Origin of the sequence: Flavobacterium fluvii (assembly GCF_900129545.1) — a bacterium.
GTDB classification, from domain to species: domain Bacteria; phylum Bacteroidota; class Bacteroidia; order Flavobacteriales; family Flavobacteriaceae; genus Flavobacterium; species Flavobacterium fluvii.
Window position 1 is genome coordinate 33913 of the sequence record NZ_FQWB01000007.1, and the last position, 26073, is coordinate 59985.

Below are 26073 nucleotides of genomic sequence, written 5' to 3' on the forward strand. Positions count from 1 at the left end.
TTATTTTTTGTTTCTAAAAGTACTAAAAATTGTCAATAATAAGTAGCCTGAAAGTCCAAAAAGTATTGCCATCAGTGCGGCTAAAATAAAACTTCCGACAAGATATTGATTAATATTAACCTGAATATCCGAAAAAGTCATCGAACTGTCAAAAAGCAAAGGCTTTGAGCTTTGAATGAAGTTGCTTCCAATTTTTAGGGAACCATAAATGATGAAAGGAATAAGTGGAGGAAAACTAATGTTGGAAAATGTAAATGAAATGACTTTGTTCAGTTTAAAAAGTACCGCCAAAGCCAAAACAATAACAGTCTGAAGTCCCCAAAACGGGGAAATTCCAATAAAAACACCTAAAGCAATCGAAAGAGATTTTGTTGTATTTGAATCGTTGCTTTCCAGGATGTTTTCCAGAAAAAATTTCCTAATTCCTTTTTTTTTTAGTTTATTAAAAATATCTCTTGGCTTGATGTAAAAAAGTGCCACAAAAACCAAGGCCGTGTTGAGAACACTTATTCTTGTAAAATCTTGAAATGGCCTGAAATGGGAAACCCTTTCCGTTGGGTCATATAAAACTTTGATCGGGATGTTTTTCACTTGAATTCCTTTCCATGCAGAACGAACGATTACTTCAATTTCGAATTCAAATTTATTGGTAAAATAATTTTTAGGAATGTGTTTCAACGGATACAATCTAAAGCCGGATTGCGTGTCCTCCAAACGAGTTCCGGTTTCAAACCAAAACCAAAAATTGGAAAATTTGTTTCCAAAACTACTCTTTTTGGGAACACCTTCCTGCATCATGTTCCGGCTGCCTATGAGCAACAGCGGGCTGTCATTCGATAATTCACTTACAAAATTCGGAATATCGGATGCAAAATGTTGTCCATCGGAATCAATTGTTATGGCATAATCATAGCCCAACCGAATGGCTTCCTTGAAACCTTTTCGCAGGGCCATTCCTTTTCCACTGTTTTTAGGAAAATGAATTTGGGCCAATTGCTGGTAATCCTCAAGAATCCTGGAAGTTTCATCCGTTGAACCGTCATTGACAACAATAATGTTTGCCGTATAAAGTAAAACTGAATCTAAAACACGTTTCAACGTTTTGTGGTTATTATACGTCGGTACAATAACACAAATCTTATTTTGATTCATCCGTTCATTATTTGATAAATCCAAGCTTGTTTTTATTTCTTCCACTAATTTATCGTTTGCTTTTCGGCAGTTGAAAAACTTTTAGATTGCAGCATAAAGTTTTTTATGTACGCTTTCAAGTTTCCTGATTGCTCTTTGTAATGGTCTAACAAGAAGTCTTTGTCTTCCTTCTTGTTTTTGTTGTAATTGACTATTTTTGGAGCTTTTTCCTGAATACTCAATCGAATCAATCGTATTTCGATGTTGTTGGGTTCGCTTGTGACAGCAAATTCAATCATCTTTGCTCCTACTTTAAAATTTTTGGACTTCTCCGAAATTTCTTTTTTGTATCTCGACATGATCACTATCGAAGCCCCTTTGTAGGCGACCAATGTTTTATTGTCTTCATTTTCAATATTGGCCAGCTTTGAAGCAAATTCTTTGGCATTGCCCTCAGAAATTACCACGGAAGAATACATTTTCCTAATATCCGCAATTTCAGGACTATTGGAAAGACTTAGAAAAAGGAAAATGGAAAGAAATAATTTCATGTCTCGTGGTAGTTTACTAAACTTTTCTATAAACGCTGTTTAGTTTCAAAGCCAGCGTATCGTTGAAATAAGTCACGTTTTTTACTTTTACCAAGTCATTTTCAGCCATTGAAATTTCAAGTTCCAATCGTAATTCCGGCGTGTTGAACGGATTGATCAATGCCATAAACTTGACATTGGACAAAGATTGCATGAACAGGGAGTTTCCCGAAATTTGTTCCACAAGTTCCTTGATGATTTGCATCATGCAAACGCCCGGCATAATTGGATTACCCGGAAAATGTCCCTTGAAAACCTCGTGTTCCGCATTGACGTGAATCAGGACCAAGTGTTTATTCTCGCCTGTGTTTTCTAGAGAAACAACTTTGTAAAAATCTTTTAGTAGCATTGTTTTTATTTTACGTCAAATGTATAAGAAATTCCCAACTGAAAGGATTGATTCAAAACAACTTCGTCATAATTGCCGTTATTGTTTTGATCCATATTCATGTTGTAATTGTTTCCATAAATATCTACCATTCCTTGCTTGAATCGCGCTTCAAAAGAAAGTCCATTTGGCAAAGAATAGCCAAAACCTCCAACTAGAGAGAAATCAAATCCAATTGGCTGTTCATAGTAAAAATTGTTGTCAAAGTTGTCATTCACTTTAAAATCCAATGAGGGTCCAACCAAAAGATGAAATCCAGTTCCAAAATGGAATTTATTAATGGCACTTAAAGAAATATAGTCAATCGTATATATGATTTTATTGTCACTATAAAAAAGCATGTCGTCTATATTGTAAACATACCTATCTTCACTATTTCCACCTTGTCGTGAATACACCAATTCAGGTTGCAAAGTGTATAATTTATTGAATTTTATGGCCAATTCACCCCCTACATAAAACCCCGTTTTGAAATCGGTATCATAATTAGTGAGCTTTGAAAAGTTTACACCAGCACGAATACCTGGTTTCAATGTTACCTGAGCCTCTGATGATTGAGCAATTCCAATCACCATAAATAATGCGATAATCAGTTTTTTCATTGTTCTATTTTAGGTCAAAAGTATAAGTGGCTCCTAAAGAGAATACAACATTTGTATGATAGGAATCCGTCAGATCATTATATCTCACCGGAATTATTCCCTTTTTGACCCTTGCTTCAATCCCAAAATTTGGCGTAAAATTGAAACCTGCACCCAAAACAAAAGCCATGTCGACATCTGCTTCAGTATTGAAATTTTGACTTACTACAAAATCAAGGGTAGGTCCTAAATGAATATTAAATTGATCGTTAAAAGTAAACTTGTTTACAACACCTAATTGTAAATAATCAACATTATAATTTCTTGATTCTATATTTGAACTATAATTTGACCCTTGGGCAGAATAATCAATTTCAGGTTGCAAAGTATAATATTTTGATAGTTTTAATGCCCCATAAAAACCAAGATAGAAATCAGTATGCGTGTCATAATCGATATTATTATTGTTGGAATAATAATAATCTCCTTTCGTGAAATGCGAAAAATTGGCTCCACCCCTTAATCCTGGTTTAAAAGTAACCTGGGCTTGTGTTTGCACTATTCCAAAAAGAGCAAAAATGACAACAATTAGTCCTTTGGCAATCTGATTATTTAATTTCATAATGGTTAATTTAGTTTTGTCTGTAAATAATTTAGTTCAATCCTTAATTTTATATTATAATGCTGAATAATAATTTTTGTGGCAAAAATATTGTTTTCTGAAGTAAAAAAGAGGTTTATTCTTTCTTTTCTTTTAGAAGCATTGACTATTTTATCCAGTTTGTTATCCGCTTTCGAAATAAAAAGATAATTGTTTGTTTTAGCATCTTCCGTTAGATAAACTTTACTTTTCGAATTATCGTATTGTTGTTTAATCCGATAACTATTTTTCAAAAGCAATCTAAAATCAGTTCTCAAAGTGTTGATCAGTACTTTTCGATCCAATTCATCCACAATTGAATTGACTTTAAAATCCGTTTCCGAAATTTCAAAATCCAATAGTTTATTGCCAAATTCCGTCGTGAAAACGACTCGATGCGTGCTGTCGTTTATTTTTTTGGCAATAAAAATACCCGACAATTCATTTCCATAAATCGTGATATTGGCTTTATAAACATAGTCCATTTCAGTACTTGAAAAATACGAAACTTCAAATGCTGTTTTTTCCAATGCTATCGGATTATATCCTTTTACAACATCCAAGCTGGAACAAGAAGATAGAATCAGCGCTGAAAAAACACTAATTATTGAATATAGAACTGTCGATTTTCGCATTTAATACTTTGTTTTTCAATACAATTCTGGTATAATCTTCAGATGATTCCAGGAGTTTTACCTGAATTACGGTTGTGTCATCCTTGTCAAAAGTCAGCTCGATTTGCTTGATGTATTTCTTCAAATTGGCGTCTTTTGGAATGAATCTGGCAATCGTGTTGGTCTTGTTTTTATAATAGGAAATGGCAAATTCCTTGTCGTCAAACATGTCGCCGCTTACGCTGCCGGCAATCAGTTTGTTGATTTTGCCGAATATTTTGCTGTTGCCCACGTCAACCGCACTTTTTTTGCCTTCATCGTTAATCAAAATCTTGCCACTTTTGAAAACAATCGAATAATTGTACGGTTTTTTATATTGCCATTGCAACAAACTCGGCGCCACAAAAACCATTTTACCCGAAGATTCGATGTCTTTGGACAAAAAATCCAAATGCTTGTATTGCACAAAATCAGTACTCAAAGTTTTGATTTTTTTGGAAACTTCCTTGACATTTTGTTTGAAAATCACGATTTCGCTTTCAGACATTTTTTGCTCCTGGGCGAACGAAACAACAGGACAAATACATAAAACCAACAAAACAAAATAGACTCTAATTTTCATACGCTTTGATATTCAAAAGTTCCTCAATCGAAACCACTTTATATTCATTCTCCTCCAAATATAGCATTAACCGTTCCAAAATAGCTACCGTGTGTGACGTATCGTGCAAAAGAACAATTCCGCCTGGAGCTATTCTTTTTTTAATCCGGGCAAAGATAATTTTTTCATCTTTAAGAATGCCGTCCAAGGAACGAATATTCCAGCCGATGACTTTGTGTTTGGTCACTTCCAAAGCCCTTCTAATCGAAGGATTCGTTACGCCATAAGGTGGTCGAAAAAGTTGCACCTTCTTCCCGGAAATACTTTCAATTAAAGCATCCGTTTTTCGAATTTCGGCAATCAAACGTTTTTTTCTGTAAAAGTCAAAAAAGTTGGAATGACTGTACGAATGATTTCCCACGACATGACCTTCTTCCATAATTCGTTTCAAGATTCCAGGGTGTTTTTCGATGTTTTTTCCAATGCAAAAAAAAGTCGCATTGACATTATTTTTTTTCAATATGTCTAAAATGGATAACGTATTTTCATTTGGACCATCATCAAAAGTAAGTGCCATTATCTTTCTGTTTTCCAATGAATTAGCACAATAAGTTTTAACGTGAAAATTCGAAGAAATAAAGAAAGAACCAATAAAAAGAATCACGAATCGAACGATGAAAACCAATAGAAACCACCACCAATTTATGGACACAAAAAAGCTTGAAGCCAGTAAAACAAGTAAAACGGCAAGGGAAATAAAATTTGTTTTTTGGTAGTTCAACATTTTGAAATCAAGGTGAAACTATGGTCAATTCCTTTGTATTGATTGTATAAAAGGATTGTTTTATAAGCTGGTTTTTCCAAATTATTGACACTGATAATTTCCGGTACTTCTTGCGTTTTGATGATTTTTGCACCAACCCATAATCCAAAAGCGGATGCCGTATTGTATTCGCCGGACAGCTGTTTATAAAAGGCTTGTGGCGTGTTTTTGAAACTGTTTTCAGAAAGGATTTTGTAGTAAGGATCAAATTCCACATCGCCGTTAAAACCTAAAACGATGGTATCAATATCGGAAACTTGCAAACCATTGGCTTCCAAAAAAGCACTGCATTTTGATTCAACTTCATTTACATCCAGTTTGTTTATGATTTCCACATCCAAAATTTCGGCATAAGTAGTACTCTTTTTTTCATTTTCCAAAACAAAAAAAGTCGCTCCTTCTCCATAAACTGCCCCTTTTGTGGTAGCGTTTAAAACTTTGTATGGCCCTTCATTTTCTCTTTTTATAAATCCAGCCAATTTAAAAAGTGAAGTGGTATAATCGGCATTTTCGTCAATTCCACCAACCAAAATGATGTTGGCTTCCTCTTCCTCGATTTTCATTTTGGCATCCAAAAGTGCCGATTCAAAAGAAATGGAACCATTTACATAGGTCAAGTTATAGGCTTTGCACTGCAATCCCAAAGCAATTTGCGCTCCAACCGTATTGTGTGTCGACTGAATAAAAGAAGTAGGTGTCAAAAATTCTTCTTTATTGTCGATAATTGCTTTCAAAAATTTCTCCGAATCTTCTATGCAACCCATTCCAGTTCCGGTAATGATGGCGTCAACAGTCGAGACATTCGCCTCCTTCATTGCCATCGCCGAAGCCACAATTCCGTTTTTCACTCCTTTTGCCATTCTTCTGATGGCAACAGGCGAAATGAAATCTTTGTAAACGGGAGTTTTTACAGGAAGAATCGTGTCATTTTCATTGATTTCGGCTTTTTCTAAAAAAATCGTGTCGAATGTTTCCTGAACCGAAATACAACCTAATCCGTTGATATATGTCTTTCTCATTCGCTTTTAGAAAATATTAGGGTCGAACAATTTCCTCCAAATCCAAAAGAATTGGACAATACGTGTTCAATGTTTTTATGTTTCAAAGTCGTTTGCGGAATCAGGTTAAATTCCTGCATTGGTGTTTGGAAATTCAGGTTTGGAAAAACCACGTTGTTCTGGATAGCCAAAACGCTGTAAACAGCCTCAATCGCAGCTGCAGCCGCCAAAGTGTGACCAGTCAATGGTTTTGTAGAACTAAAATCGGGTGCTTTTTCTTCTCCAAAAATCCTCACAATAGCCCTTCCTTCGGACAAATCATTGTTGGGGGTTGCCGTTCCATGCACGTTGATGTAATCGATTTGTTCGGGCTTTAAATTGGCCACTTTCAACGCTTTTTCCATTGCCAGAAAAGCGCCATCACCGTTTTCTGAAGAAGCGGTTTGATGAAAAGCATCATTCGCATTTCCGTAACCGGAAACCCGAGCCAAGACTTTTTTGTTTTCTTTCTTTACAATTTCATCAGATTCCAATACCAAATACGCTGCGGCTTCTCCTAAATTCAACCCTTTACGGTTATCGTCAAAAGGGCTGTTGTAACCATCGGATAAAATCATTAAAGTCTTGAAACCGTTGATCGTGAATTTTGCCAAAGCATCGGTTCCGCCTACAATTACCCGGTCTAATTTCCCTGATTGTATCAGTCTTGCTCCCAGCATAATCGAATTCGCCGCCGAAGAACAGGCCGTGCTGATTGTGGTAACCATTCCCTTTAAACCCAATTCATCGGCAATTTTATGGGCCACATCTCCGCCCTCGTGGCAACTGATGTATTTTACAAGATTTTCGTCTTCAAAATAGTCGTAATAATGAGCTTCCGTCATGTCCATTCCGCCAACGCTGGTGGCCGAAATCAATCCGGTTTTATATTCGTTAATCGAAGAAATCTGGGCTTCTTGAATTGCTTGTTTGGCCGCAATTGTACCAATCATTGCGGTTCGTGAAAAATTATTGTCTGGAGAAAGTTCCAATTCGGCAACCAATTGTTGATTCGTTTTTTTTATCTCGCCCACTTTTATTTCGCCAGAATGTACCGTCGAAATATTTTCGATGGTCGTAATTCCCATTTTATTATTTACCAACGAAACATAATTCTCCTCCACCGTATTCCCGATAGCCGAAATAATCCCCATTCCTGTTATGGCAATTCCTCTACTCATTAGATTTTTGATTTTTGAGTGTTGATTGACGATTTTTGATTTCTTGCCAATTTTAAAGATTAAAAAAGTGTAGACACCCTAGATTTTCAACGAAAACTCGTAGCTCTACTTCTGAAATCAAAAATCGTTAATCTAAAATCTAAAATTATTTCGCTCTATTTTCTTTTATGTAAGCGGCCATTGTTTCAATGGATTTAAAGATGACTTTCCCCTCTTTTGGATCCACCAATTTGATTCCGTAATCTTTATCCAACATCACGATAAGTTCCAATGCATCGATTGAATCCAAGCCTAAACCATCTCCAAACAAAGCATCATTATCATTGATTTCTTCCAGTTTAATGTCTTCCAAATTTAAAACATCTATAATTTTTTCTTTTAATTCTTGCTTTAATGCTTCCATGTTTATTTGTTATATTCAGTTAGTAATGTTTCTATTTTATGTTCTAAATTTCCTTCTTTTGCCACTAAATAAAGGAATGCTTTGTATTCTTCGTCATAATATTCTACCCAACCGCAAAGCACTTTCTCCGCTTTATTTGAATTCAAAAGTATCTTGGCATAATTTGCCATAAAAACAGGATTGAAAGTTTCAAAGATAAAGAAAGAATTCTCGCTTTTCAGTTGATGCCTGATGCTAATTTCCCCCAGGCAAATATTGGGCAAGGTATAAACAAAAACTGCCGGACTGGGAAAATAATTTTCTGGGTCGGAAATCGAGTTTTGGTATTTCACGTCAGTGTCCAAACTCGACGAATTGTTGGCAAAAAGCAAGGCTGTATTGTTCTCTTTGGATTCACTATTTTCATTTTTCAAAAGTAATTCTGCCCCAAGAAAAGCCAATTTACTCAAGCTGTCCATTTTGAAAAACTTGGGATAATTCATTTCGAAATTCTGGTAGGCTTTCTTTGAAAAGTCCGAAAACAATGTTGGTTCCAATTTGAAAATGGATGCTCCTTCCAAAATAATTTCGTTATTTTGAATGGTGCAAAAAGATTGTATGTAGGTTTTGTTTTCCACCATTATCTCCCTTTTTCGAATAAAACCGCCGTATTGCAACCTCCAAAACCGGAAGCCGTTTTCAGGAAATAATTCATGTTCTTGTTTTCATTTTTTTCAATGATATTAATAGGCTGACTCACTCCCATTTCATCAAAACCCAAAGAAACAAACAATTTGCTTTCTAAAACAGATTCAATTCCGATGACGGTTTCCAGTAATCCTGAAGCTCCGAGAGTATGTCCGTAAAAACCTTTCAGGCTATTCACGGGAACATTTTCAAGCCCCAATCTATTGAAAGCAATGGCTTCCATTTCGTCGTTAAAAGGCGTTGCCGTGCCGTGAGCCGAAATATAATCGATTTGGTTGGCGTTGATTTTGGCTTCCGCCAAAGCACTTTCGATGCTCCTAAACAGCCCTTCTCCAGTTCTTGATGGCCCGGAAATATGGTTGGCATCGTTGATGGAACCGTCTCCAATAACTTTTATTTTGGCATTTTCTTTGTCAGAAGAAACTAAAACCGCAGCCGTTGCTTCGCCCAAAGTCACCCCGTTCCTATTTTTGGAATAAGGTCTGCAAGGCGAATCACTCATTGCTTGAAAAGAATTGAATCCCGATAAAACAAATTCGGAAACTTCGTCGCCGGCAATGATAAATACGTTGTCAAACATTTCGCCCTGAATCAGTCTTTTGGCAATTGAAACAGCCAATATTCCCGAGACACAAGCGTTGGAAACAACAATTGGTTCGGTTGCAAAGCCGAAGAAATCAGCCACGTTTTTTGCCAAATGACCCAAATGTGCTTGTTGAAAATTGTCCGATGAAGGATTTTCTAAAGCGGTAATATTTCCTTTGGTCGTCGAAAGAATGAAACCTGTTCTCTCATCCAATTTTGATTTTTCGACTATGGGTTGCAAAGCCAAAATCATCATTTTTTCCAATCGGGTGTACTTTTCCGCTGTCGAAATTTTGGCGAAAGCCGAGTTTAATGCTTCATCATTAATTATGGAAGCATAAAAAGGCATTTTCATCAAGTCCGTATTTTGATGCCATTGAATACCGGAAACACTGCCAACAATATTTTGAATATTGGTAGCCACATCAAACCCTATGGGCGTGATACAATTGGTTTCGGTTATAAAAACTTCTTTTTGCATATATTCTTTTTGCCACGAATTCACGAATTTTTTAAATTTTAATTTACGAAAATTCGTGAATTCGTGGCTATTATTTTGTTAGACTTATGTCACTGTTAAGCATTTTTTCAAACTGAATACTGAGACTGGGCTCTGATTACTAAATTAATCCAACTTTTTTCTTCCATTCTTCATAAAATGGCGGATTTGTCAACATCAATTCCCCATTTTTATCCAGAAAAACCTGGACGGTTTCGCCCGTGCAGGCAATTTCATTATTGGCATCAAAGATGGTGTATCTAAAAATCATTTTTGCTGCAGGAGTGTCCACAATCGTGGTTTCAATTCGGGCAACATCGCCGTAACGCAAAGACAATTTATGCTCGCAGATAGATTTGACAATGGGCGTCGTGAATCCTTCATCATTGACATCCAAATAGGAAATCCCGTGATGCCTCCCGAAAGCTTCGCGACCGTCTTCGAAATAGGTAATATAATAGCCGTGCCAAACGATTCCGAGCGGATCGGTTTCGTTAAATCGAACCCTGATGTCTTTTACAACAGTCAATTCGGTTGCTTCCTTATACAGTTCTTTTCTTCTTGTCATACAGCAATGCTATGGTTGTGGTGATTATGAAAAACAAAAATAACAAACTTATTTCCGGTAAAATGTCCAAAAGGGAACCATTTCTCAAAAGCACATCGTAAAAGGCATTCAACCCCCAGTTCATGGGAGACGATTCCGCTATAATTTGCATGGCTTTTGACATGGCAAAAACAGGAACCCAGACGCCTCCTATTGCTGCGAGAATAATTACGGAGGTGGCGCCAAAAGGAGCTGATTGTTCTTGGGTTTTGGCGATTGTTCCCAGTAATATTCCAAAACCAATAGCCGCAAATCCAGCAAACAATGCCACGACACTCATCATCAATAAATGCCCTTGCACATTGAGCGAAGGTAACCCTAAATGAGGAAACAAGAAAATGGCGACAGCCACCATCATGTAAAATTGAATCATGCAAATGATTAAATAGGCCACGGTTTTTCCAGCCAATACAATACTGTTGGAAACCGGATTGGTTCGCAACCGAACAAAAGTCCCCTGTGTTTTTTCTTTTACAATATTGATGGACAACGGAAGGACAATGAAAAACATCGCGAAAAGTGTCCAAGCCGGAACATTGTGTTGCACGGAATTGGGAATAATTTCTTCGTCGTTAACTCTAGGGACAATTTCCTTGAAACTAATAAAACTTTTTTGTTCAAAACTAACGTCTCCATCACCCAATTGTTCCTGAAAAGTGGCATAGATGGATTTGGTTTCTATTTGCGAAATCATCTTGTCAACCGAACTCATTACGGCATTCTTGAAACTCATTTGCACCGCGGGATCAAAATAGAGTTTTACTTCTTTTTGATTGACAATGTTAGTCTTTTGAGTTTTCGCCAAAGTGTCGGTCATTCCCAAATTACTGGTAATTTTTTCGACATTTTGGTCTATTTTGGCTTGTAAATCAACACTTAATTTTTCGGGAATGATGATGGCCAATTGGTATTTTCCCTTGAAAACGGCTTCTTTGGCAATGGATTCCGTTAATGGTTCATTGTCAATTTTGGTAACAACCGTAAAAATGGTGCTTTGCTGCAAATTATCATAAACCGTTTTTGATACTTTTCCGTTGTCGTTATCCACCAAAAGGATGGGGATTTTTGCCTTGCTAGCTGAAACGAAAGTACTGTCCTGAATTATCGTCACGGCAATTAGCAACACCAAAGGCATCACGAACAAGGTCAATAAACCGCCTAAATCTCTTTTGAGAAGCAGGAATTCTTTGTATACCGACATGGCTAATTTATATATCATCCCGCAATTCTTTTCCAGTTAACGAAATAAATACATCTTCGAGATTATTGGCATTTGCAGTCGAACGAATTAAATTTTCAGGAGTATCTTGGGCATACAATTGTCCTCTGTCGATAATGGCGATGTCAGTACAAAAATCCTCCGCTTCAGATAAATGATGCGAAGTGTAAATAATGGTTGTGCCGTTCTTGTTGAGTTGTTTTAGATAATCAATTATGGCACTTTTGGATTGTACATCAACACCAACAGTGGGTTCATCCAAAAAAAGTATTTTAGGATTGTGCAAAATCCCGGCAATTAAATTCACCCTGCGTTTCATTCCGCCAGAAAAAGTTTCGATTCGCTTGTCGGCAAATTTTAAAAGTCCAAGAAAATCAAGGCTTTCTATTATTTTTTCTTTTAGATTCTCCCCTTTCAAACCGTACATACTCCCAAAATACATCAGGTTTTCCCTTGCTGTCAATGTTGGATACAAGGCATATTCCTGGGGAACGACTCCAATAATTTTTTTTATTTCATTCGGATTGTCGGCATAAGTCAAATTATGGATTGAAAAACTACCTGAGGTAGGTTTTATCAATCCGCAAAGCATCGAAATCAAGGTTGTTTTTCCGGCACCGTTTGGTCCCAATAACCCAAAAATTTGACCTTCGGTTACCGACAATGAAAAGTCGTTCAAAGAATACGTTTCGGCATCTTTGTACTTTTTTGAAAGTTTTGTTATTTGAATGATGGGTTGCAAATTTCGGCTTTAGCTAATGGCTAGTTTTAATTTTTTAAAAAACACTTCTTCTTTATTGGAAATATCCACAAGTTGGTCGGCAATGCGGTTGTAAACATCCACTTGAGTGCTTCTGTTTTTGTAAATCCTGGAAGCTTCGACGGCAAAATCTCTCCACAAATCGCCAATTTCGGTCATTTCCTTTGACAATTCTTTCAACTTTGGATTTTCTAAAACTCCGGAAGCTTCTTCTAAAAAAGCCGCATATATAAATCTAAAACCGCCACCTCCAGTACCAATTTCCTCCTGCATTCTAACCATTTGAGCCAGATAATGGTTTGCTTTTTTGGTTCCGTGTTTCACGGGCCATCTCCTGATTAGTCGGGCTACAAGTCGCATTCCTCGAACACCGATAATTGGCATTGGAGCCAGCATGTCGCGACAGGTATTTTTTATTCCTTTGATGATGGCTCCTTTCAAATCGACTGTTTCAGGAATTTGAATTGGGTAATAGATTTGACCTCTTGGAGCAAAAGCACCTTTGGCAAAACGCACTTTTCTCAACTCCTCGTGTGTCAAGGTAGTCACGTTTTCCATGATGGGATCGCTGATTAAATAATCAGTCTCCGTTTTTCCATAAACCACCAAATTGTGGGCGTTAAAATGGAAACGATACTCATCAGGGAAATAAGTCAAATTATAAACCCCAACCTGTAATCCTGACGGTATATTATTTTTTAGATTGTCGTCCAAAGCCTTAACGGCATTGGCCTCACTGGAGAATTTTTGTCGTTTTATTTTCAGTCCCAATCGTTTCGCCACCTTATTAAAAATTAATCCGGGCAAGGGTCTATAACTTATTGCCGGACCATAATTCACTTTCAAAAAAGGCAAATAAACAAAGAAAAGGCCTGAGCCAATTCCAAAAACCATTGGCTCGCTAATATTCAAGCCATTGTGTTTCAACAAATTGGAAGCTACTCCATTTTCGCAATGTGCAGATTGATGATGTATAAAGTTTGTTTCCATTAATGGGTTTTAAAATTTCTTAATTCGTCAATAGATATATCGAAAGTCTCGGCATACTTCTGCAAAATTTTGTCGTTTAATTTGGCAAATACTTTGGGTTTGAAATGTCTTTTCACGCGCCATTGCCACATTCCCACATAACTGGAAAGCACCCCAACATCCATTCTGCAGTATTCCATGAAATACACAATCGGACTTGCTTCATTATTTTCTACCTGCGCTTTTGCAATGGCAACACGTTCACTTATTTCATCGATAGAATTAGAAAGCGCAATGGTTTTTGGCTCCCAACCGGTGCTTAGAGCAGTCGTGTAATTGCCGTTTTCATCGGTGGCATAAACCAATTCTTTCATGTTTTTATTGGAAAGATTTCCTTTGTCCTGCGGTACTTCTTCTTTTTTCATGATTCTAATCCTTTGAATTATTTTCTTGAATAAAAAGGTTGATTTCGCCTTCCAACAGTAATTCGTCCTCGTGGAAGGTTTTGCAATTCATCAAGCACAAGCTATATTCATTGGTCACAAATTTTGAAACCAATGTTGCAATGGTCTTGATGGTGTCTCCCACTTTTGGAAGTTTGTGAATTTTTACTGTTTTGATGGCACTTATAAATCCTACAACATCAACATCTTCTTTATGATGATTATTTGCGTCAACAAAAAAATCTTTGGCCACTACCGAAGAGCAAGTTTGTGCCATATTTTCAATCAATCCTGATTCTGCAAGAAAGTTGTTTTCAATAAAAATATTATCGGCTTTAATATCAAAAATGGTTTCCACTTTTTCATCATCCATGATCAAAATTATGTCCACCATAAGCATGGGTGTCCTATGTGGCAAATATTTTGTTATGTTGATTAAGGTTTCATCCATTCTCAATGAGCATTATTTAGCTAAAACTGTTTTCATCTGGCCGGCAGCAATTACAATATCATTCCATTTTGTAACCGCATCGACTAGAGTAATGCCTGCAAATTCTTGAAGAATTGAAACCGTTGTTTGTATTTCGTCACCAAGTTTTGGGAGTTGTCGTATTTCAACATCTTTAATTGAACCGATGTAACCAGTGGGTGCCGGCTCATTTTTTAAAAAAAATTCATACCCGGTATGCAAAGCGATAGATTGTGCAATATGTTCAATCAACCCCGATTCCACGAAATTTCCATCCTGAAAAAAAATAGACTCTTTTTGAATTGTAAACCCCGAAACCAATGATGTTTCCGTATAATCATACATTTTGTCCACCATTACAAAAGGGAACTTTTGCGGCAATAATTTTTCCACGAAATCTTTCTCGAACACCTTACCAGACTCGCTCACGGCCCTTAACAAACTTTTAAATAGGCTAATGCATACGAAAATCTACCGCTTTCTGGAATAGCAAGCAATATTGTATCTCCTTTTTTCAAACGGCCTGAATTCATTAATTCCTCCACCATTAAAAAAGCGGAAGCAGCCCCAACATTACCTACATCTTTCAAGTTTATAAACCATCTTTCTTTTGGTAAATCAATACCTAATTCTACGAGTCTGTTCGCCAGTCTGTCTTCAAAATAATAAGAAGAAATATGAGGCATCAAATAAGTAACCTCTTCTGGTTTGACATTATTTTTTTCTAATGCCATTTTTATGCAATCAGCTCCTTTTACAATGATGTTTACATCTAAAAGTTTAACATCTTGTTTTATTGAAAAAACAGATTGTTCCAACCATTCGTCCGACTTATAATCACTCCAAGGTTTAATATCCCCGTTTTCCATTTTATCTCCTCCGGCATACATGCAAGTTTCCAATTCGTGTGCAAAAGAATACGCTTCCATCCACTCTATTTTTATTGGATTTTTTCCTTTTGGTTCATTCTCCAATAAAAAAGCAGATGCTCCATCTGACAACATAAAACGTAAAAAATCCTTTTTGAAAGCCAATATGGGTTGCTCCTCGAGTGTTTTTAAATTGACTACCTCATATTCGAATCGGTCTGCAAGCAACATGGACGAAAATCTTTCGGAACCTGTACAAACTGCTGTTTTAGAATTCCCGGATCGTACCGACAAAAAACCAAATTTCAGGGCATTCATGCCGGCATTGCAAACACCTGCCGACGAATTTAATTCCACCGATTTGTTTGTGAAAAATCCGTGAACCATTGAAGCATGAGAAGGCAACAAGTAATCAGGAGATGAAGTTCCGCAAGACAAAACTTCCATGTCGTCTTTTGTGAATTCATCGTCAAATAAAGCCTCAATTGCCTTGAATGTCAATTCTGCATTCGTGTGTGTGGCTTTTCCGTTTTTATCCAAGGCATAATAGCGAGAAGTAATCTTGTTATTTCTTAGAATCAAGTTTTTTACTTTTGATATGGTATTATTGATCAAGCCCAAATAAGATTCCATTTCATCATTAGAAATTACTTTATTAGGCAAAAACTTACTTGTCTTTGTTATATAAACATCAAACATATTTTTAATTTTAAATTACTATTCCTTTATAATACGATTTTTCTTTTTTTATTTTATTCATCATCAATGGATAAAAAATAAGGTAAAACACAAACACTATTGGCGAGATTACCCAAATTGCAACAAACAAATACATTTTGAAAACTTTGAGCCATGTTTTTCTTGATTCTCCTTTTTTAATGATCAGATTGGACCACATAGTAAAAATCTTGTTCCCCGTTCTATCTACAGTAATTAGAAATGGCTTCACTTTCACGGCATCAAGTTCAATTAATCTAGATTGCAAATTCTCTAAATTATTGTCATTTAAACAGGAAAGAATAGCTTTTCCAAATTTTGATGATTCTTCAACATCTTTATCCGAAACTCCCGGCAATGGAAAAATTCCCAAATACTTTCTTTTAATTCCTGAAAGCATCCAATCAAATATGGTAACAACGCTAATTAAATTTCCAGCTCGGTCTACCAAAGCAATATTTCCCTTGAGTTGGGCATTGTTTTGCTTTAATAATTTTTTTATTTTTTCCTGGGCAAGTATCCACATATTTCTGGATCCGCTGATGGTTATTACAGGGGTATTATTAAAAAGTATTTTTGCTTCCGGACTTTTCAAAAAAGAATTCACGGGAATGGAAGGAGACAAATACCAAACCTGATAATTCAATAGAATCAAATCAAATTTTGTATTCAAAATTTCTGTGGAAATTGGTTTTAAAGGCGTTGGGATTTGCAAAAAAGATTCCGGAAAAGCATCAAAAAAAGCCTCGCTATTCCAAGGAAAAGGAAATGGTTTTTCTAACTTAATTTCATGAAATACAACATTAATCTCATCTGAATCCAAAAGGGGCTTTGCAATGTTTCTTGCAATGGATTCCAATTGTCCGCTTTGGGAATAATAGACAACAAGGACATTTTTCATTTTATGCAATTTATGAAAGCGAATCTAAATAAAAAATATAATTTATCCTAATAACTAAATTCGATTAATATTTTAAAGTAAAAAAATTGTTTAAAAAAGAAACAACAACACATTCAAATTATTGAATTTCAAATATTTAAAAAATAACCCATATAGAATTAATTTTAAAAAAACATCATGGCTTTTTATATTGCCGTTGGGATATGCGGAATTTTTGATAATTGAACTAATTCTATTTTTTTTGCAAATCATTGGTGTTTGCAATATTAAAATCTATTTTGTCTCATCATTATCCAATTGGTCCCAAAAATCAAAATAATTGAACCACTGCAGCGGATATTTTTGAAGCATCGACTCGACGTTTTCCGTGTAGGCTTTGAGCAACCCTTTTTCGTCACGGTGTTTTGTTTTAGCCTCTCTTGTATACAAATGGTAATGCAAATTATGCTCTTTCATCACATAAACAAAAACAACCGGAACTTTCAAACGGGAAGCAATAAGAAAAGGTCCCGCAGGAAATTGGGCTTCTTGACCCAATAATTTTTCCGACATAGATTTCACTCCTTCAAAATATCTGTCGCCCGTAAAACAAATCAATTCGTTTCTTCCCAAAGCAGCACTTATCTCAAAAACGTGGGACATGTCATCCTTTATGATAATAAATTTTACGCTAGGTTTTTGGGTGATTTTTTCGAGATATTTTTTTATTGCAGAATGCTCCAAGTCAGTTGTGACAAGGTTAATTTGAAAATCAATGTCAATTTCCCCAAAAAAATGTTCCGCTATTTCAAAATTGCCAATATGGGCGCTGATAAGAATTCCTCCTTTTTTTTCAGCCAAAAGTTTTTTCAATATTTCTTCCCCATCAAATTCATAAGTGAATTTATTTCGCAATCCTGCCGAAATGGAAATCTTGTCCAGAATAACTTGTCCAAAAGTATAATAACTCCAGAAAACCATTCTTTTTGACTTGAAATAGGAATAACCCAGTCTTTCTTTGAAATAATAAAAAATGGCTTTATTGCTTTTTTTGAGAAAAACAAAATAGTAAGAGGCTACAAAATAAAGGATAAAATAAGCCGACTTGATTCCAACTTTTTTGATAAAAAAAACAAATATTTTGTATCCTAAAACTGTTCCTTTAGATTTTCCATCCCATTGACTCATGGTAGATTTTAGATATTAGTCCCGAAGTTTTCAGGAGCCGTTTTTGTCCCGAAATTTTGGTTGAATTTTTAAACTTTCTGTTTGAGTTTGTTTTCAATTAAGTCGTAAAAACTTTGAAAAGAATCAATTCCAACGAAATCTATTTCAACTAATTTCACGCCAAAATTTGATTCAATAGAAACTACCAAATCAACATAATCCAAACTATCTAATCCTAAAGTGTCTTTTAAATTAGCTTCAGATTGAATATCATCCCCATCTACTTCGAATTCTTCAATCAAAAATTCTTTTACCTTCTCAATTATTGCTTCTTTATTCATTATTCTTTTTAAACTTTTTAACTACTAATGCAGAATTTGTTCCTCCAAATCCGAAGGAATTCGACAAAAATATATCAATTTTTTTATTTAATGTGGTTTTAACCAAATTTAATTTTGCAGCATCTTCATCCGGGTTTTCCAGATTAATGTTTGGAGCAATAAAATCGTTTTGCATCATCAGAATAGAATAGATGACTTCGCTTGCGCCAGCCATCCAACATTCGTGTCCAGTCATTGATTTTGTTGAACTTACATAAGGATTGCTTTCGCCAAAAACTTCAAAAATGGCTTTGGCTTCATTGCCGTCACCCACTGGAGTCGAAGTCGCGTGCGCATTTATGTAATCGATATCGCTAGATTTTAAATTGGCATCGTCCAATGCTCTTTGCATGGCTATGGAAGGCCCTTCCACATTGGGAGTCGAAATATGTCCACCGTTGGATGAAAATCCATAACCCACAACTTCGGCAATAATGTTTGCGCCTCTTTTTATGGCTGATTCGTAGCTTTCCAGAATTAATGTTGCTCCACCTCCACTTGGGATTAATCCGTCACGACTAACGTCAAACGGTCTGGAAGCCTTTGTAGGCTCTTCTTCTCTAGGAGAAAAAACACCCAAACCATCAAAGCTGCACATCGCATATTTGTTGATTTCTTGTGCTCCTCCACAAATTATCATTTCCTGAAAACCGCTTTTAATCAAAAAATAAGCCAGACCTATTGAATGTGAACCGCTGGCACAGGCAGCACTAATGGTAAGATTGATTCCTCTTAACTTAAAAATCGTTGAAAGATTCATCGTTACAGTAGAATTCATCGATTTGAAAATAGCGCCGGAACCTATTAAAGCCGTGTCTGTTTTTTCTCGAATAATATCAGTGGCTTCAATAATGGCTTTTGAAACGCTGTCATTGCCATACATGATTCCAACCTCGTTTTCATCAAAAAAAGCATCGTCAATATTGGCATTTTTCAAGGCTTCTATTGTTGCCATATAGGCATATTCCGTTTCTTCACCTAGGCTTATTCTTTGTCTCCTGTTCAGTAAATTTTTCAAATCCGGTTTGGGAACCACTCCTGTCAGAGCGGATTGGAAACCAAATTCTTTTCGTTCAGGATCAAACACAATTCCCGATTTTCCCTGATACAATGAATCTTTTACTTCATCCAGTGACGTTCCAATACATGAGTAAATACCCATTCCTGTTATGACAACTCTTTTATTCATTATCGTTAAAGTAATTTTTTAAGAATAAATACCTCCATTTATGTTAATAACTTCGCCAGTAATGTAACTTGCTTTTTTTGAAACTAGAAAGCTTACCAAGTCGGCCACTTCTTCGGCTTCGCCAAAACGATTCACGGGAATCATTTTTATCAATTCTTTTTCGTCCAATTCGCTGGTCATGTCGGTCCTGATGAAACCGGGTGCCACTGCGTTTACGGTTATGTTTCGTTTGGCAATCTCTTGTGCCAATGCTTTTGTGGCGGCAACAACTCCACCTTTTGCGGCAGAATAATTGGTTTGTCCGGCCGTTCCTTTTACTCCCGAAAGAGATACTATGTTTACAATTCGACCGAATTTATTGCGCAACATTTTTTGCATAAAAAAGTTGGTCACGTTAAAAAATCCATTCAAGCTGGTATTGATAACGCTAGACCAATCTTCCTGACTCATCCACATGAACAGCCCGTCTTTAGTAATTCCAGCATTATTTATAATTGCTTCAACAACTGCTTCAGGATTTGCATCCTGCCATTCAGTCAATACTGATTTCACTTCATCAAAATTAGTAACGTCAAATTTCAAAATTTCCCCCGTAGCTCCTTTTGCGATTATTTTTTCTAATGTATTTTCGGCTTCTTCTTTGTTGAATTGATAGTTGATCAGGATATGATAATCTGTGTCAATTGCCAATTTTTGACAAATTGCACTGCCAATTCCTCTTGAACCACCTGTTACTAATGCACACTTCATATTTTAACTTTAATTTTTATTTTTGGAAAAGCTCTGCGTTTTCAAACCATTGATTTCCCAACACTTGACCGTCTGGCTTAATAAATCCCCATCCTTTATCGCTTTTTACCCTGGCTAAACCATTGATAAAACCTTTTTCATCGCTTCCAAACATTGCCATAATACCCGCATTTGTTGAAATTTCGTATTGCATTGGAATTACCTTAACTTCAGTTTCATCAATAAAACCCCATTTTGAGTCTTTCACGGGAGCTAATCCATCTTTGCTGAAAATTTCAGCGTCATCATATTTTGGTTCTATGACAAAATCTCCTTTTAGATTGATATAACCCCATTTTCCTCCTGAAGCCACTGGTGCCAGATTTTTCACGAATGCTTTTGCTTTGTCAAATTTTGGTTCAACAATCCATTTGCCTTCTAAATTTATAAAACCAATTTTATTGTTTTTTCTGGCATAAGTAACATCTTGAACATTAAAATCCCAGATTTTATCTACGCCTTCAACGACAATAAATTTTCCATTGTTTACTAATCCGAAAGTCTTTCCTGATTTTGCCCAAGTGGTGTTTTTATAGAAATTACCAACTTCTTCGTATTTTATTTCAACTACTACCTTTCCGGTATTGTCGATAATTCCCCAAAAATCACTGTTTTTCACTCTGGCATACCCTTTTTGGAACGATTTAATCACATCATATTTTGGTTCTAAAACAACTTCCATTTTATTGTTGATTAAACCAACCTTGTCTCCTTGTCTTATGAAAGCAACACCATCCTCAAAATCATAAACCTTGTCTGACGCAGGCGCCGTGAGTATTTCTCCTTTTGCATTAATGTAGACCCATTTTTTATTTTTTGACACTACACAAATTCCATTGGCGAAATATTTTGCATCGTCAAAAGTAGCTGGAATAACCCATTCTCCTTTTGCGTCGATAAAACCCCATTTTCCGTTTTCTTCGGCGGCAGCCAATCCTTCAGAAAAATTTTTTGCTGTTTTATATTTGGGCTGAATGGCAAATTCTCCGCTTTTGGAGATATATCCAAATTTTCCGTCTTTTCTTACCAATGCCAACTCTTGGGCATTCGCAAATTGAGTCAACAAGAACAAAAGAAAAACTAGTTTTTTCATGACAGCACGATTATAATTAGAACAGACCAAAGTACTAATTATTTATCAAATAATCTTTTACTTTTTGTACAAAAGGATACATTACCTGATCTTCCTTGAATGTTGGGATAATGGCACGAACATCATCGTACATTTTTTTGGTCACGGACGAAATCTTGCCATTTTGTTCTAAATAGTCAATCGCCTGAACAATGGTTATCAATTCAATTGCCAAAACTTCGAATGCATTTTCAATCACTTTTGCCGTGATTACGGCCGCATTGGTTCCCATACTTACGATGTCTTGATTGTCATTGTTGTTTGGAATACTGTGGACATACATTGGGTTGGACAACATTTGATTTTCGGCCGTGGTTGAAGTCGCCGTAAACTGCACGCCCTGCATTCCAAAGTTGAATCCCAAAGTTCCCAGATTCACGAACGGAGGCAGAATTTCGTTGATTTTTGAGTTCAACAAATAGTTTAATTGACGTTCGGAAAGCATTGTCAATTTGGTAATTACAATTTTTAACTTGTCCATTTCCAGTGAAATATAATCTCCGTGGAAATTTCCGCCGTGATACACATGTTGATTTTTTACGTCAATTATTGGATTGTCGTTTGCCGAGTTAAATTCGTCTTCAAGAATGGAAGACACGTTGTTTATTGTTTCAAGAACTGGTCCCAAAATTTGGGGAACACAACGCAAGGAATAATATTCCTGCACTTTTTCCTTGAATATGTCTTCGGTATTTTCACCCGTGTATAAATGGTCTTCCCTTTTTCGAATCAAGGTGCTGTCGGCAAGATTTTCCCTCATTCTTGCGGCTACTTCTCTTTGTCCTTCATGACGTTTGGTGTTATTCAATTCTTCCGAAAAATGATCGTCAAAAGCTTGAACAATTTCGTTGATGGCACAAGAAAACTTTAAAGACCAATCCAATAATTTATTGGCATAATGAACATTCACGACACCAATTCCGGTCATTACCGATGTTCCGTTAATCAAGGCCAAACCTTCCCTGATTTCAACCTCGATGGGTTTCAGGTTTTCCAATTCGAAAACCTCTTTGGTTGATCTTCTTTCGCCTTTGTAAAAAACTTCTCCTTCACCAATTAATGTTAATGCTAAATGGGCTAACTGCACTAAATCGCCACTGGCTCCAACCCCACCGTGTTCAAAAATCAAGGGCGTAATATCTCTATTGATAAATTCCTTCATTAAATGAATCACTGATGGATGAACTCCTGAATTTCCTAGAGAAAGTGTGTTCAATCTTGCCAAAATAGCCGCTTTCACGCAAATTGCATTTAGCGGTTTTCCCGTTCCCGAAGAATGGCTTCTAATTAAATTGTACTGCAATTGAAGCCTGTCTTCGTCTTGAATGCGATACTGTGCCATTGGTCCAAAACCAGTATTCACGCCATAAATAACTTTGTTCTGGGAGAAATCCTTCAAAAAATTAAAGCTTTCATTTACCCTGTTCAACACAAGATCGCTAATGGCTATTTTGCCGTTTTCAAAGATTATTGACTCAAACTCTTTGATGCTTAAATATTCTTTTATCGTGTTCATTCAACTTTTCGTATTAATTTATCTAAAAAACTTAAAAATTAGTTTTTATTTAGAATTTATTGTGGTTAATTTGAAGTGAGCAAATGTAGGATAATATAGCTTAGAAAAGAACATCAAAACTCATTTTTTCCAACTATTCAAATTCAAACAAAACCTGCTAATAAACAACCACTTACAAATATAAAAGCAAAAATGAAAGATTTTGGTTCTGATAAAAAAAATGTTGTCCAAGCAAATTTGGATGCACAAAAAATTGCATTTGCGCCCATTATGTTTCAAGCGGCGAAATCTTTACGAAATTTGGGAATTCTGGAATACCTTTTTCAAAACAATAAAGCAACAATCAATACCATCGCCACCGAATTAAACCTGTCGGTTTATGGTGTAAAAGTATTACTGGAAGCAGGATTAAGTTTAGAAATGGTTTATCTAAAAGATGACGAGTTCATCCTGACCAAAACGGGTTATTTCATATTGAGGGATAAAATGACCAATATCAACATGGATTTTACCCAAGACGTGAATTATCTGGCGATAAATCATCTTGAAGAATCAATCGTAAATGGAAAACCCGAAGGATTAAAGGAACTGGGCGATTGGGATACCGTTTACATAGGTCTTTCCGAACTACCCGAAAAAATCAAAAAAAGTTGGTTTGACTTTGATCATTTTTACTCCGATTATACTTTTCCAGAAATTATGCCCATATTATTTGGCAATAAACCTAAGTCTTTTTTGGATGTAGGCGGCAATACGGGTAAATTTTCCATGCAATGTGCAAATTATGACCCTACGGTAAAAATTACCATTTTGGATTTGCCGGGACAAGCGGCCGTTGCTCGAAAAAACATTGCCGAGGCAGGTTTTGAAGATAGAATCTCGGCTATTGACACCAATTTATTGGACAATACCATTCCTTTTCCAAAAGGTTTTGACATCATTTGGATGAGTCAATTTATAGATTGTTTTTCATTGGAAGAAATAAGTGGACTCTTTAAAAGGGCTTATGACGCCATGACAGATGATGCCAGTTTTTATATTTTGGAAACCTTTTGGGATTTACAAAAATTTCAAGCTTCTACCTATAGTTTGCATGCAACCTCGTTATATTTTACGGCTGTAGCCAATGGAAATAGCCAAATGTTTCATTCTGAAGATATTTTGGCTGTTATCGAAAAAGCAGGTTTTGTTGTTGATGAACTTCACGAAATGATAGGAATGAGCCACACGCTGATTAAATGCAAGAAAAAATAATTTAAAAATAAAATCATGTTAAAAGAATACGTAGATGTTTTAATAATAGGTGCTGGCCCGTCTGGATGCGTTTCGGCCTCATATCTACATAAAAAAGGCGTGAAAATAAAAGTAGTCGAAAAGACAAAATTCCCCAGACTTGTTGTTGGTGAAAGCCTGATTCCTCGCGTCATGGATCATTTTGCCGAAGCTGAATTATTTGAATGTTTGGACGCAATGAATTTTGAAAAAAAATTGGGAGCCCGTTTCATTCGCGGCGAAGAAATTTGCGTTTTCGATTTTAGCAAAAAATATGGTGAAGGTTGGGATTGGACTTGGCAAGTGCCGAGAGCCGATTTTGACAACACCATGGCGCAAGAAGTAACCAGAAAAGGAATCGACTTGGAATTTGAATCCGAGGTGATATCTGTTGCTTTCGAAGGAAAAAATTCGACAACGGTTGTCAAAGATATAAACGGAAATTTTAAAGAAATTCACGCCAAATTCATCATTGATTCCAGTGGCTACGGCAGGGTTCTACCAAGACTCCTGGACTTGGACACGCCCTCAAAATTAGACCCACATTCATCAATATTCACACACGTCAAAGACATTAATCGTCCTGAAGGCGAAGAAGGAACGTTGATTTCATTCGATATTCTGGAAACCCAGGTTTGGCTATGGGTTATCCCTTTTTCAAACGGAAACACCAGTTTGGGAGTTGTTGGTCCAACAGATTTCGTCAATTCACTCTCCGAGAACAAGGACAATCGAGAAGCCTTAAACAACGCCATCAAGTTATCGGATTATTACATCCGCCGATTTGCGGGAGTTGACTTCTTGTTCGAACCCGTAAAATTGGAAAACTACTCCCGTTCGGTAAAACAAATGTATGGAGACGGTTTTGCTTTGACAGGCAACAGTTCGGAATTTTTGGATCCCGTTTTTTCTTCGGGAGTTGCTTTTGCCACTGAATCGGGAATGCTTGCCGCAAAACTATATTTAAAAGAATCACAAGGAATTAGCGTAAATTGGGAAGAAGAATTTACGGGTTACATGAAACGCGGGATTGCCGTTTTCACCACTTATGTAAAGGAATGGTACACTGGAAATCTTCAAACCCTGTTTTTCCACCAACCGGAAGATCCTGATGTCAAAAGAAAAATATGCTCCGTTCTTGCCGGTTATGTTTGGGACGAAACCAATCCATTTGTGAAGAAACACGACAATTTAATCAAAAACATGGCTTATTTAATAGAAATGGAAAGCAATAAAAACCAAAAAAAACCTAGCAATTAGCTAGGTTTTTTTGGTTAAACAAATCTTTTCAATTGAATGAGCAAATTTTTGGCCAGTCTTTCATAAGCACCGGCAATTCTATAGCCTTGGTCAAAATCAAATTGGCCTTGTTCCAATCCAATCGATTTATAAAATTCCAAAGAAACCAAAATATTTTTTGGATTTTCTGTTTCTACAACAGTAATTATTGCGCTTATTTTTGCTGGTTCTGCTCCTGCAACCACGTTATAACCGGGATAAATCCAAGTCGTTTTTATATTCATGGTGTATTTTGCGTCGATATTTTTTCCGACTTTTATCTCCCCTTTTTCAAAACGTTTATTGAAATATTCAATGAATTTTGGTTCGTACTTATTTTCCCTGTCTTCATACCAATCTTTTTTGAATTTTTCGGCAGCACCATCCTTTTCTTTTCTTTTATCCATTTTCTCTTTTAGAAAAGCTTCTTCCGTTTCAAAACCTTGCACGTTCTGGCCTGAATAATCAAAAGTGACATTGTATAACGCAATCCCTTTGAGGTTTTTGAGATCACCCGACAATACATTATATCGTTGGGCAGACGCAATCGAAACAACAAACAAGAATATTAAAATTAAAGTTTTTTTCATTTTTAATCTTTTAATTTTTATGACGTTACCAATAAAAATAAATTAAAAAACGAAGAAAAACATAGTG

The 26073-nt window shown here is 36.1% G+C and carries 31 protein-coding genes; 2 read left to right on the forward strand and 29 right to left on the reverse strand.

Annotated features, from left to right (window positions below):
* From BUC16_RS14340 to flxA, 28 genes are all read right to left on the reverse strand, one after another.
* The gene (locus BUC16_RS14340) at nt 1–1152 is read right to left on the reverse strand and encodes a DUF2062 domain-containing protein (protein ID WP_141226168.1); all 1152 of its coding nucleotides are present in this window, start codon (nt 1150–1152) and stop codon (nt 1–3) included.
* 44 nt (nt 1153–1196) lie between these two features.
* Nucleotides 1197–1682: a hypothetical protein gene (locus BUC16_RS14345; RefSeq protein ID WP_073371496.1), complete on the reverse strand. Its 486-nt coding sequence runs from the start codon at nt 1680–1682 to the stop codon at nt 1197–1199.
* A gap of 16 nt (nt 1683–1698) precedes the next feature.
* Nucleotides 1699–2070 carry an ApeI family dehydratase gene (locus tag BUC16_RS14350; protein ID WP_073371497.1) on the reverse strand — a complete coding sequence of 124 codons (372 nt, stop codon included), beginning with the start codon at nt 2068–2070 and terminating at the stop codon, nt 1699–1701.
* A gap of 5 nt (nt 2071–2075) precedes the next feature.
* Nucleotides 2076–2711: a porin family protein gene (locus tag BUC16_RS14355; protein WP_073371498.1), complete on the reverse strand. Its 636-nt coding sequence runs from the start codon at nt 2709–2711 to the stop codon at nt 2076–2078.
* 4 nt (nt 2712–2715) lie between these two features.
* On the reverse strand, nt 2716–3312 hold the full coding sequence (locus BUC16_RS14360) for an outer membrane beta-barrel protein (RefSeq protein ID WP_073371499.1): 597 nt from the start codon (nt 3310–3312) through the stop codon (nt 2716–2718).
* 5 nt (nt 3313–3317) lie between these two features.
* The gene (gene lolB2 / locus BUC16_RS14365) at nt 3318–3965 is read right to left on the reverse strand and encodes a flexirubin biosynthesis protein LolB2 (protein WP_073371500.1); all 648 of its coding nucleotides are present in this window, start codon (nt 3963–3965) and stop codon (nt 3318–3320) included.
* Nucleotides 3931–4566: a flexirubin biosynthesis/transport protein LolA2 gene (gene lolA2 / locus BUC16_RS14370; protein WP_073371501.1), complete on the reverse strand. Its 636-nt coding sequence runs from the start codon at nt 4564–4566 to the stop codon at nt 3931–3933. Before lolA2 ends, lolB2 begins: the two co-directional genes overlap by 35 nt.
* Complete coding sequence (locus BUC16_RS14375; RefSeq protein ID WP_073371502.1) at nt 4556–5329, reverse strand: polysaccharide deacetylase family protein; 774 nt, start codon at nt 5327–5329, stop codon at nt 4556–4558. The genes lolA2 and BUC16_RS14375 overlap by 11 nt, the downstream gene beginning before the upstream one ends.
* A complete protein-coding gene (locus BUC16_RS14380; protein WP_073371503.1) occupies nt 5323–6387 on the reverse strand; it encodes a beta-ketoacyl synthase N-terminal-like domain-containing protein in 1065 nt (354 codons plus the stop codon). Before BUC16_RS14380 ends, BUC16_RS14375 begins: the two co-directional genes overlap by 7 nt.
* Nucleotides 6384–7586 (reverse strand): beta-ketoacyl-[acyl-carrier-protein] synthase family protein, encoded by a 1203-nt coding sequence (locus BUC16_RS14385; protein ID WP_073371504.1) that lies wholly within the window; start codon nt 7584–7586, stop codon nt 6384–6386. The genes BUC16_RS14380 and BUC16_RS14385 overlap by 4 nt, the downstream gene beginning before the upstream one ends.
* A 145-nt stretch (nt 7587–7731) precedes the next feature.
* On the reverse strand, nt 7732–7989 hold the full coding sequence (locus BUC16_RS14390; protein WP_073371505.1) for a phosphopantetheine-binding protein: 258 nt from the start codon (nt 7987–7989) through the stop codon (nt 7732–7734).
* A gap of 2 nt (nt 7990–7991) precedes the next feature.
* The gene (locus tag BUC16_RS14395) at nt 7992–8609 is read right to left on the reverse strand and encodes a 3-oxoacyl-ACP synthase (protein ID WP_073371506.1); all 618 of its coding nucleotides are present in this window, start codon (nt 8607–8609) and stop codon (nt 7992–7994) included.
* The gene (locus BUC16_RS14400; RefSeq protein WP_073371620.1) at nt 8609–9742 is read right to left on the reverse strand and encodes a beta-ketoacyl-[acyl-carrier-protein] synthase family protein; all 1134 of its coding nucleotides are present in this window, start codon (nt 9740–9742) and stop codon (nt 8609–8611) included. The genes BUC16_RS14395 and BUC16_RS14400 overlap by 1 nt, the downstream gene beginning before the upstream one ends.
* Before the next feature lie 139 nt (nt 9743–9881).
* On the reverse strand, nt 9882–10328 hold the full coding sequence (locus tag BUC16_RS14405; protein ID WP_073371507.1) for an acyl-CoA thioesterase: 447 nt from the start codon (nt 10326–10328) through the stop codon (nt 9882–9884).
* Nucleotides 10303–11586, reverse strand: a complete 1284-nt coding sequence (locus BUC16_RS14410) for an ABC transporter permease (RefSeq protein ID WP_073371508.1) — start codon at nt 11584–11586, stop codon at nt 10303–10305. The genes BUC16_RS14405 and BUC16_RS14410 overlap by 26 nt, the downstream gene beginning before the upstream one ends.
* The gene (locus BUC16_RS14415) at nt 11576–12328 is read right to left on the reverse strand and encodes an ABC transporter ATP-binding protein (RefSeq protein WP_073371509.1); all 753 of its coding nucleotides are present in this window, start codon (nt 12326–12328) and stop codon (nt 11576–11578) included. The genes BUC16_RS14410 and BUC16_RS14415 overlap by 11 nt, the downstream gene beginning before the upstream one ends.
* Before the next feature lie 9 nt (nt 12329–12337).
* Nucleotides 12338–13336 (reverse strand): BtrH-related acyltransferase DarH, encoded by a 999-nt coding sequence (darH, locus tag BUC16_RS14420; protein WP_073371510.1) that lies wholly within the window; start codon nt 13334–13336, stop codon nt 12338–12340.
* Complete coding sequence (gene DarG, locus BUC16_RS14425; protein WP_073371511.1) at nt 13336–13740, reverse strand: flexirubin biosynthesis protein DarG; 405 nt, start codon at nt 13738–13740, stop codon at nt 13336–13338. The genes darH and DarG overlap by 1 nt, the downstream gene beginning before the upstream one ends.
* Before the next feature lie 4 nt (nt 13741–13744).
* Nucleotides 13745–14209, reverse strand: a complete 465-nt coding sequence (locus BUC16_RS14430) for a hotdog family protein (RefSeq protein ID WP_073371512.1) — start codon at nt 14207–14209, stop codon at nt 13745–13747.
* 12 nt (nt 14210–14221) lie between these two features.
* Complete coding sequence (locus BUC16_RS14435) at nt 14222–14656, reverse strand: hotdog family protein (RefSeq protein ID WP_073371621.1); 435 nt, start codon at nt 14654–14656, stop codon at nt 14222–14224.
* Between the two features lie 5 nt (nt 14657–14661).
* Nucleotides 14662–15795, reverse strand: a complete 1134-nt coding sequence (darB, locus tag BUC16_RS14440; RefSeq protein ID WP_073371513.1) for a dialkylresorcinol biosynthesis protein DarB — start codon at nt 15793–15795, stop codon at nt 14662–14664.
* 10 nt (nt 15796–15805) lie between these two features.
* The gene (locus tag BUC16_RS14445) at nt 15806–16714 is read right to left on the reverse strand and encodes an NADPH-dependent FMN reductase family protein (RefSeq protein WP_073371514.1); all 909 of its coding nucleotides are present in this window, start codon (nt 16712–16714) and stop codon (nt 15806–15808) included.
* Between the two features lie 273 nt (nt 16715–16987).
* Nucleotides 16988–17881: a lysophospholipid acyltransferase family protein gene (locus BUC16_RS14450; RefSeq protein WP_073371515.1), complete on the reverse strand. Its 894-nt coding sequence runs from the start codon at nt 17879–17881 to the stop codon at nt 16988–16990.
* A 68-nt stretch (nt 17882–17949) separates the two neighbouring features.
* Entirely contained in the window at nt 17950–18201 is a 252-nt protein-coding gene (locus BUC16_RS14455; RefSeq protein WP_073371516.1) for an acyl carrier protein, read from the reverse strand.
* Nucleotides 18194–19429 carry a beta-ketoacyl-[acyl-carrier-protein] synthase family protein gene (locus BUC16_RS14460; RefSeq protein WP_073371517.1) on the reverse strand — a complete coding sequence of 412 codons (1236 nt, stop codon included), beginning with the start codon at nt 19427–19429 and terminating at the stop codon, nt 18194–18196. The genes BUC16_RS14455 and BUC16_RS14460 overlap by 8 nt, the downstream gene beginning before the upstream one ends.
* 18 nt (nt 19430–19447) lie before the next feature.
* Nucleotides 19448–20179, reverse strand: a complete 732-nt coding sequence (flxB, locus tag BUC16_RS14465) for a flexirubin biosynthesis SDR family reductase FlxB (protein ID WP_073371518.1) — start codon at nt 20177–20179, stop codon at nt 19448–19450.
* Between the two features lie 16 nt (nt 20180–20195).
* Nucleotides 20196–21311, reverse strand: coding sequence for a WG repeat-containing protein (locus tag BUC16_RS14470; RefSeq protein ID WP_073371519.1), 1116 nt, complete (start codon nt 21309–21311; stop codon nt 20196–20198).
* 34 nt (nt 21312–21345) lie between these two features.
* On the reverse strand, nt 21346–22866 hold the full coding sequence (gene flxA, locus BUC16_RS14475; protein WP_073371520.1) for a flexirubin biosynthesis tyrosine ammonia-lyase FlxA: 1521 nt from the start codon (nt 22864–22866) through the stop codon (nt 21346–21348).
* A 192-nt stretch (nt 22867–23058) separates the two neighbouring features.
* Between flxA and BUC16_RS14480 the strand changes: the two genes are divergently transcribed.
* Nucleotides 23059–24120: a class I SAM-dependent methyltransferase gene (locus tag BUC16_RS14480; RefSeq protein ID WP_073371521.1), complete on the forward strand. Its 1062-nt coding sequence runs from the start codon at nt 23059–23061 to the stop codon at nt 24118–24120.
* A gap of 15 nt (nt 24121–24135) precedes the next feature.
* The gene (locus tag BUC16_RS14485) at nt 24136–25398 is read left to right on the forward strand and encodes an NAD(P)/FAD-dependent oxidoreductase (protein ID WP_073371522.1); all 1263 of its coding nucleotides are present in this window, start codon (nt 24136–24138) and stop codon (nt 25396–25398) included.
* A 14-nt stretch (nt 25399–25412) separates the two neighbouring features.
* On the opposite strand, the gene BUC16_RS14490 is transcribed toward BUC16_RS14485, so the two are convergent.
* Nucleotides 25413–26006, reverse strand: a complete 594-nt coding sequence (locus tag BUC16_RS14490; protein ID WP_073371523.1) for a hypothetical protein — start codon at nt 26004–26006, stop codon at nt 25413–25415.
* Nucleotides 26007–26073: the final 67 nt, after the last annotated feature.

Excerpts from the sequence above, each read along its gene's own strand:
- flxA (WP_073371520.1), bottom strand. The coding sequence starts at position 22,866 with ATGAACACGATAAAAGAATATTTAAGCATCAAAGAGTTTGAGTCAATA.
- flxB (WP_073371518.1), bottom strand. The coding sequence starts at position 20,179 with ATGAAGTGTGCATTAGTAACAGGTGGTTCAAGAGGAATTGGCAGTGCA.
- DarG (WP_073371511.1), bottom strand. The coding sequence starts at position 13,740 with ATGAAAAAAGAAGAAGTACCGCAGGACAAAGGAAATCTTTCCAATAAA.
- BUC16_RS14490 (WP_073371523.1), bottom strand. The coding sequence starts at position 26,006 with ATGAAAAAAACTTTAATTTTAATATTCTTGTTTGTTGTTTCGATTGCG.
- BUC16_RS14395 (WP_073371506.1), bottom strand. The coding sequence starts at position 8,609 with ATGGTGGAAAACAAAACCTACATACAATCTTTTTGCACCATTCAAAAT.
- BUC16_RS14470 (WP_073371519.1), bottom strand. The coding sequence starts at position 21,311 with ATGAAAAAACTAGTTTTTCTTTTGTTCTTGTTGACTCAATTTGCGAAT.
- BUC16_RS14445 (WP_073371514.1), bottom strand. The coding sequence starts at position 16,714 with ATGAAAAATGTCCTTGTTGTCTATTATTCCCAAAGCGGACAATTGGAA.
- darB (WP_073371513.1), bottom strand. The coding sequence starts at position 15,795 with ATGTTTGATGTTTATATAACAAAGACAAGTAAGTTTTTGCCTAATAAA.
- BUC16_RS14390 (WP_073371505.1), bottom strand. The coding sequence starts at position 7,989 with ATGGAAGCATTAAAGCAAGAATTAAAAGAAAAAATTATAGATGTTTTA.
- BUC16_RS14430 (WP_073371512.1), bottom strand. The coding sequence starts at position 14,209 with ATGGATGAAACCTTAATCAACATAACAAAATATTTGCCACATAGGACA.
- BUC16_RS14460 (WP_073371517.1), bottom strand. The coding sequence starts at position 19,429 with ATGAATAAAAGAGTTGTCATAACAGGAATGGGTATTTACTCATGTATT.
- BUC16_RS14375 (WP_073371502.1), bottom strand. The coding sequence starts at position 5,329 with ATGTTGAACTACCAAAAAACAAATTTTATTTCCCTTGCCGTTTTACTT.
- darH (WP_073371510.1), bottom strand. The coding sequence starts at position 13,336 with ATGGAAACAAACTTTATACATCATCAATCTGCACATTGCGAAAATGGA.
- BUC16_RS14450 (WP_073371515.1), bottom strand. The coding sequence starts at position 17,881 with ATGAGTCAATGGGATGGAAAATCTAAAGGAACAGTTTTAGGATACAAA.
- BUC16_RS14355 (WP_073371498.1), bottom strand. The coding sequence starts at position 2,711 with ATGAAAAAACTGATTATCGCATTATTTATGGTGATTGGAATTGCTCAA.
- BUC16_RS14350 (WP_073371497.1), bottom strand. The coding sequence starts at position 2,070 with ATGCTACTAAAAGATTTTTACAAAGTTGTTTCTCTAGAAAACACAGGC.
- BUC16_RS14485 (WP_073371522.1), top strand. The coding sequence starts at position 24,136 with ATGTTAAAAGAATACGTAGATGTTTTAATAATAGGTGCTGGCCCGTCT.
- BUC16_RS14405 (WP_073371507.1), bottom strand. The coding sequence starts at position 10,328 with ATGACAAGAAGAAAAGAACTGTATAAGGAAGCAACCGAATTGACTGTT.
- BUC16_RS14480 (WP_073371521.1), top strand. The coding sequence starts at position 23,059 with ATGAAAGATTTTGGTTCTGATAAAAAAAATGTTGTCCAAGCAAATTTG.
- BUC16_RS14410 (WP_073371508.1), bottom strand. The coding sequence starts at position 11,586 with ATGATATATAAATTAGCCATGTCGGTATACAAAGAATTCCTGCTTCTC.
- lolB2 (WP_073371500.1), bottom strand. The coding sequence starts at position 3,965 with ATGCGAAAATCGACAGTTCTATATTCAATAATTAGTGTTTTTTCAGCG.
- BUC16_RS14400 (WP_073371620.1), bottom strand. The coding sequence starts at position 9,742 with ATGCAAAAAGAAGTTTTTATAACCGAAACCAATTGTATCACGCCCATA.
- BUC16_RS14385 (WP_073371504.1), bottom strand. The coding sequence starts at position 7,586 with ATGAGTAGAGGAATTGCCATAACAGGAATGGGGATTATTTCGGCTATC.
- BUC16_RS14360 (WP_073371499.1), bottom strand. The coding sequence starts at position 3,312 with ATGAAATTAAATAATCAGATTGCCAAAGGACTAATTGTTGTCATTTTT.
- BUC16_RS14455 (WP_073371516.1), bottom strand. The coding sequence starts at position 18,201 with ATGAATAAAGAAGCAATAATTGAGAAGGTAAAAGAATTTTTGATTGAA.
- BUC16_RS14345 (WP_073371496.1), bottom strand. The coding sequence starts at position 1,682 with ATGAAATTATTTCTTTCCATTTTCCTTTTTCTAAGTCTTTCCAATAGT.
- BUC16_RS14340 (WP_141226168.1), bottom strand. The coding sequence starts at position 1,152 with ATGAATCAAAATAAGATTTGTGTTATTGTACCGACGTATAATAACCAC.
- lolA2 (WP_073371501.1), bottom strand. The coding sequence starts at position 4,566 with ATGAAAATTAGAGTCTATTTTGTTTTGTTGGTTTTATGTATTTGTCCT.
- BUC16_RS14380 (WP_073371503.1), bottom strand. The coding sequence starts at position 6,387 with ATGAGAAAGACATATATCAACGGATTAGGTTGTATTTCGGTTCAGGAA.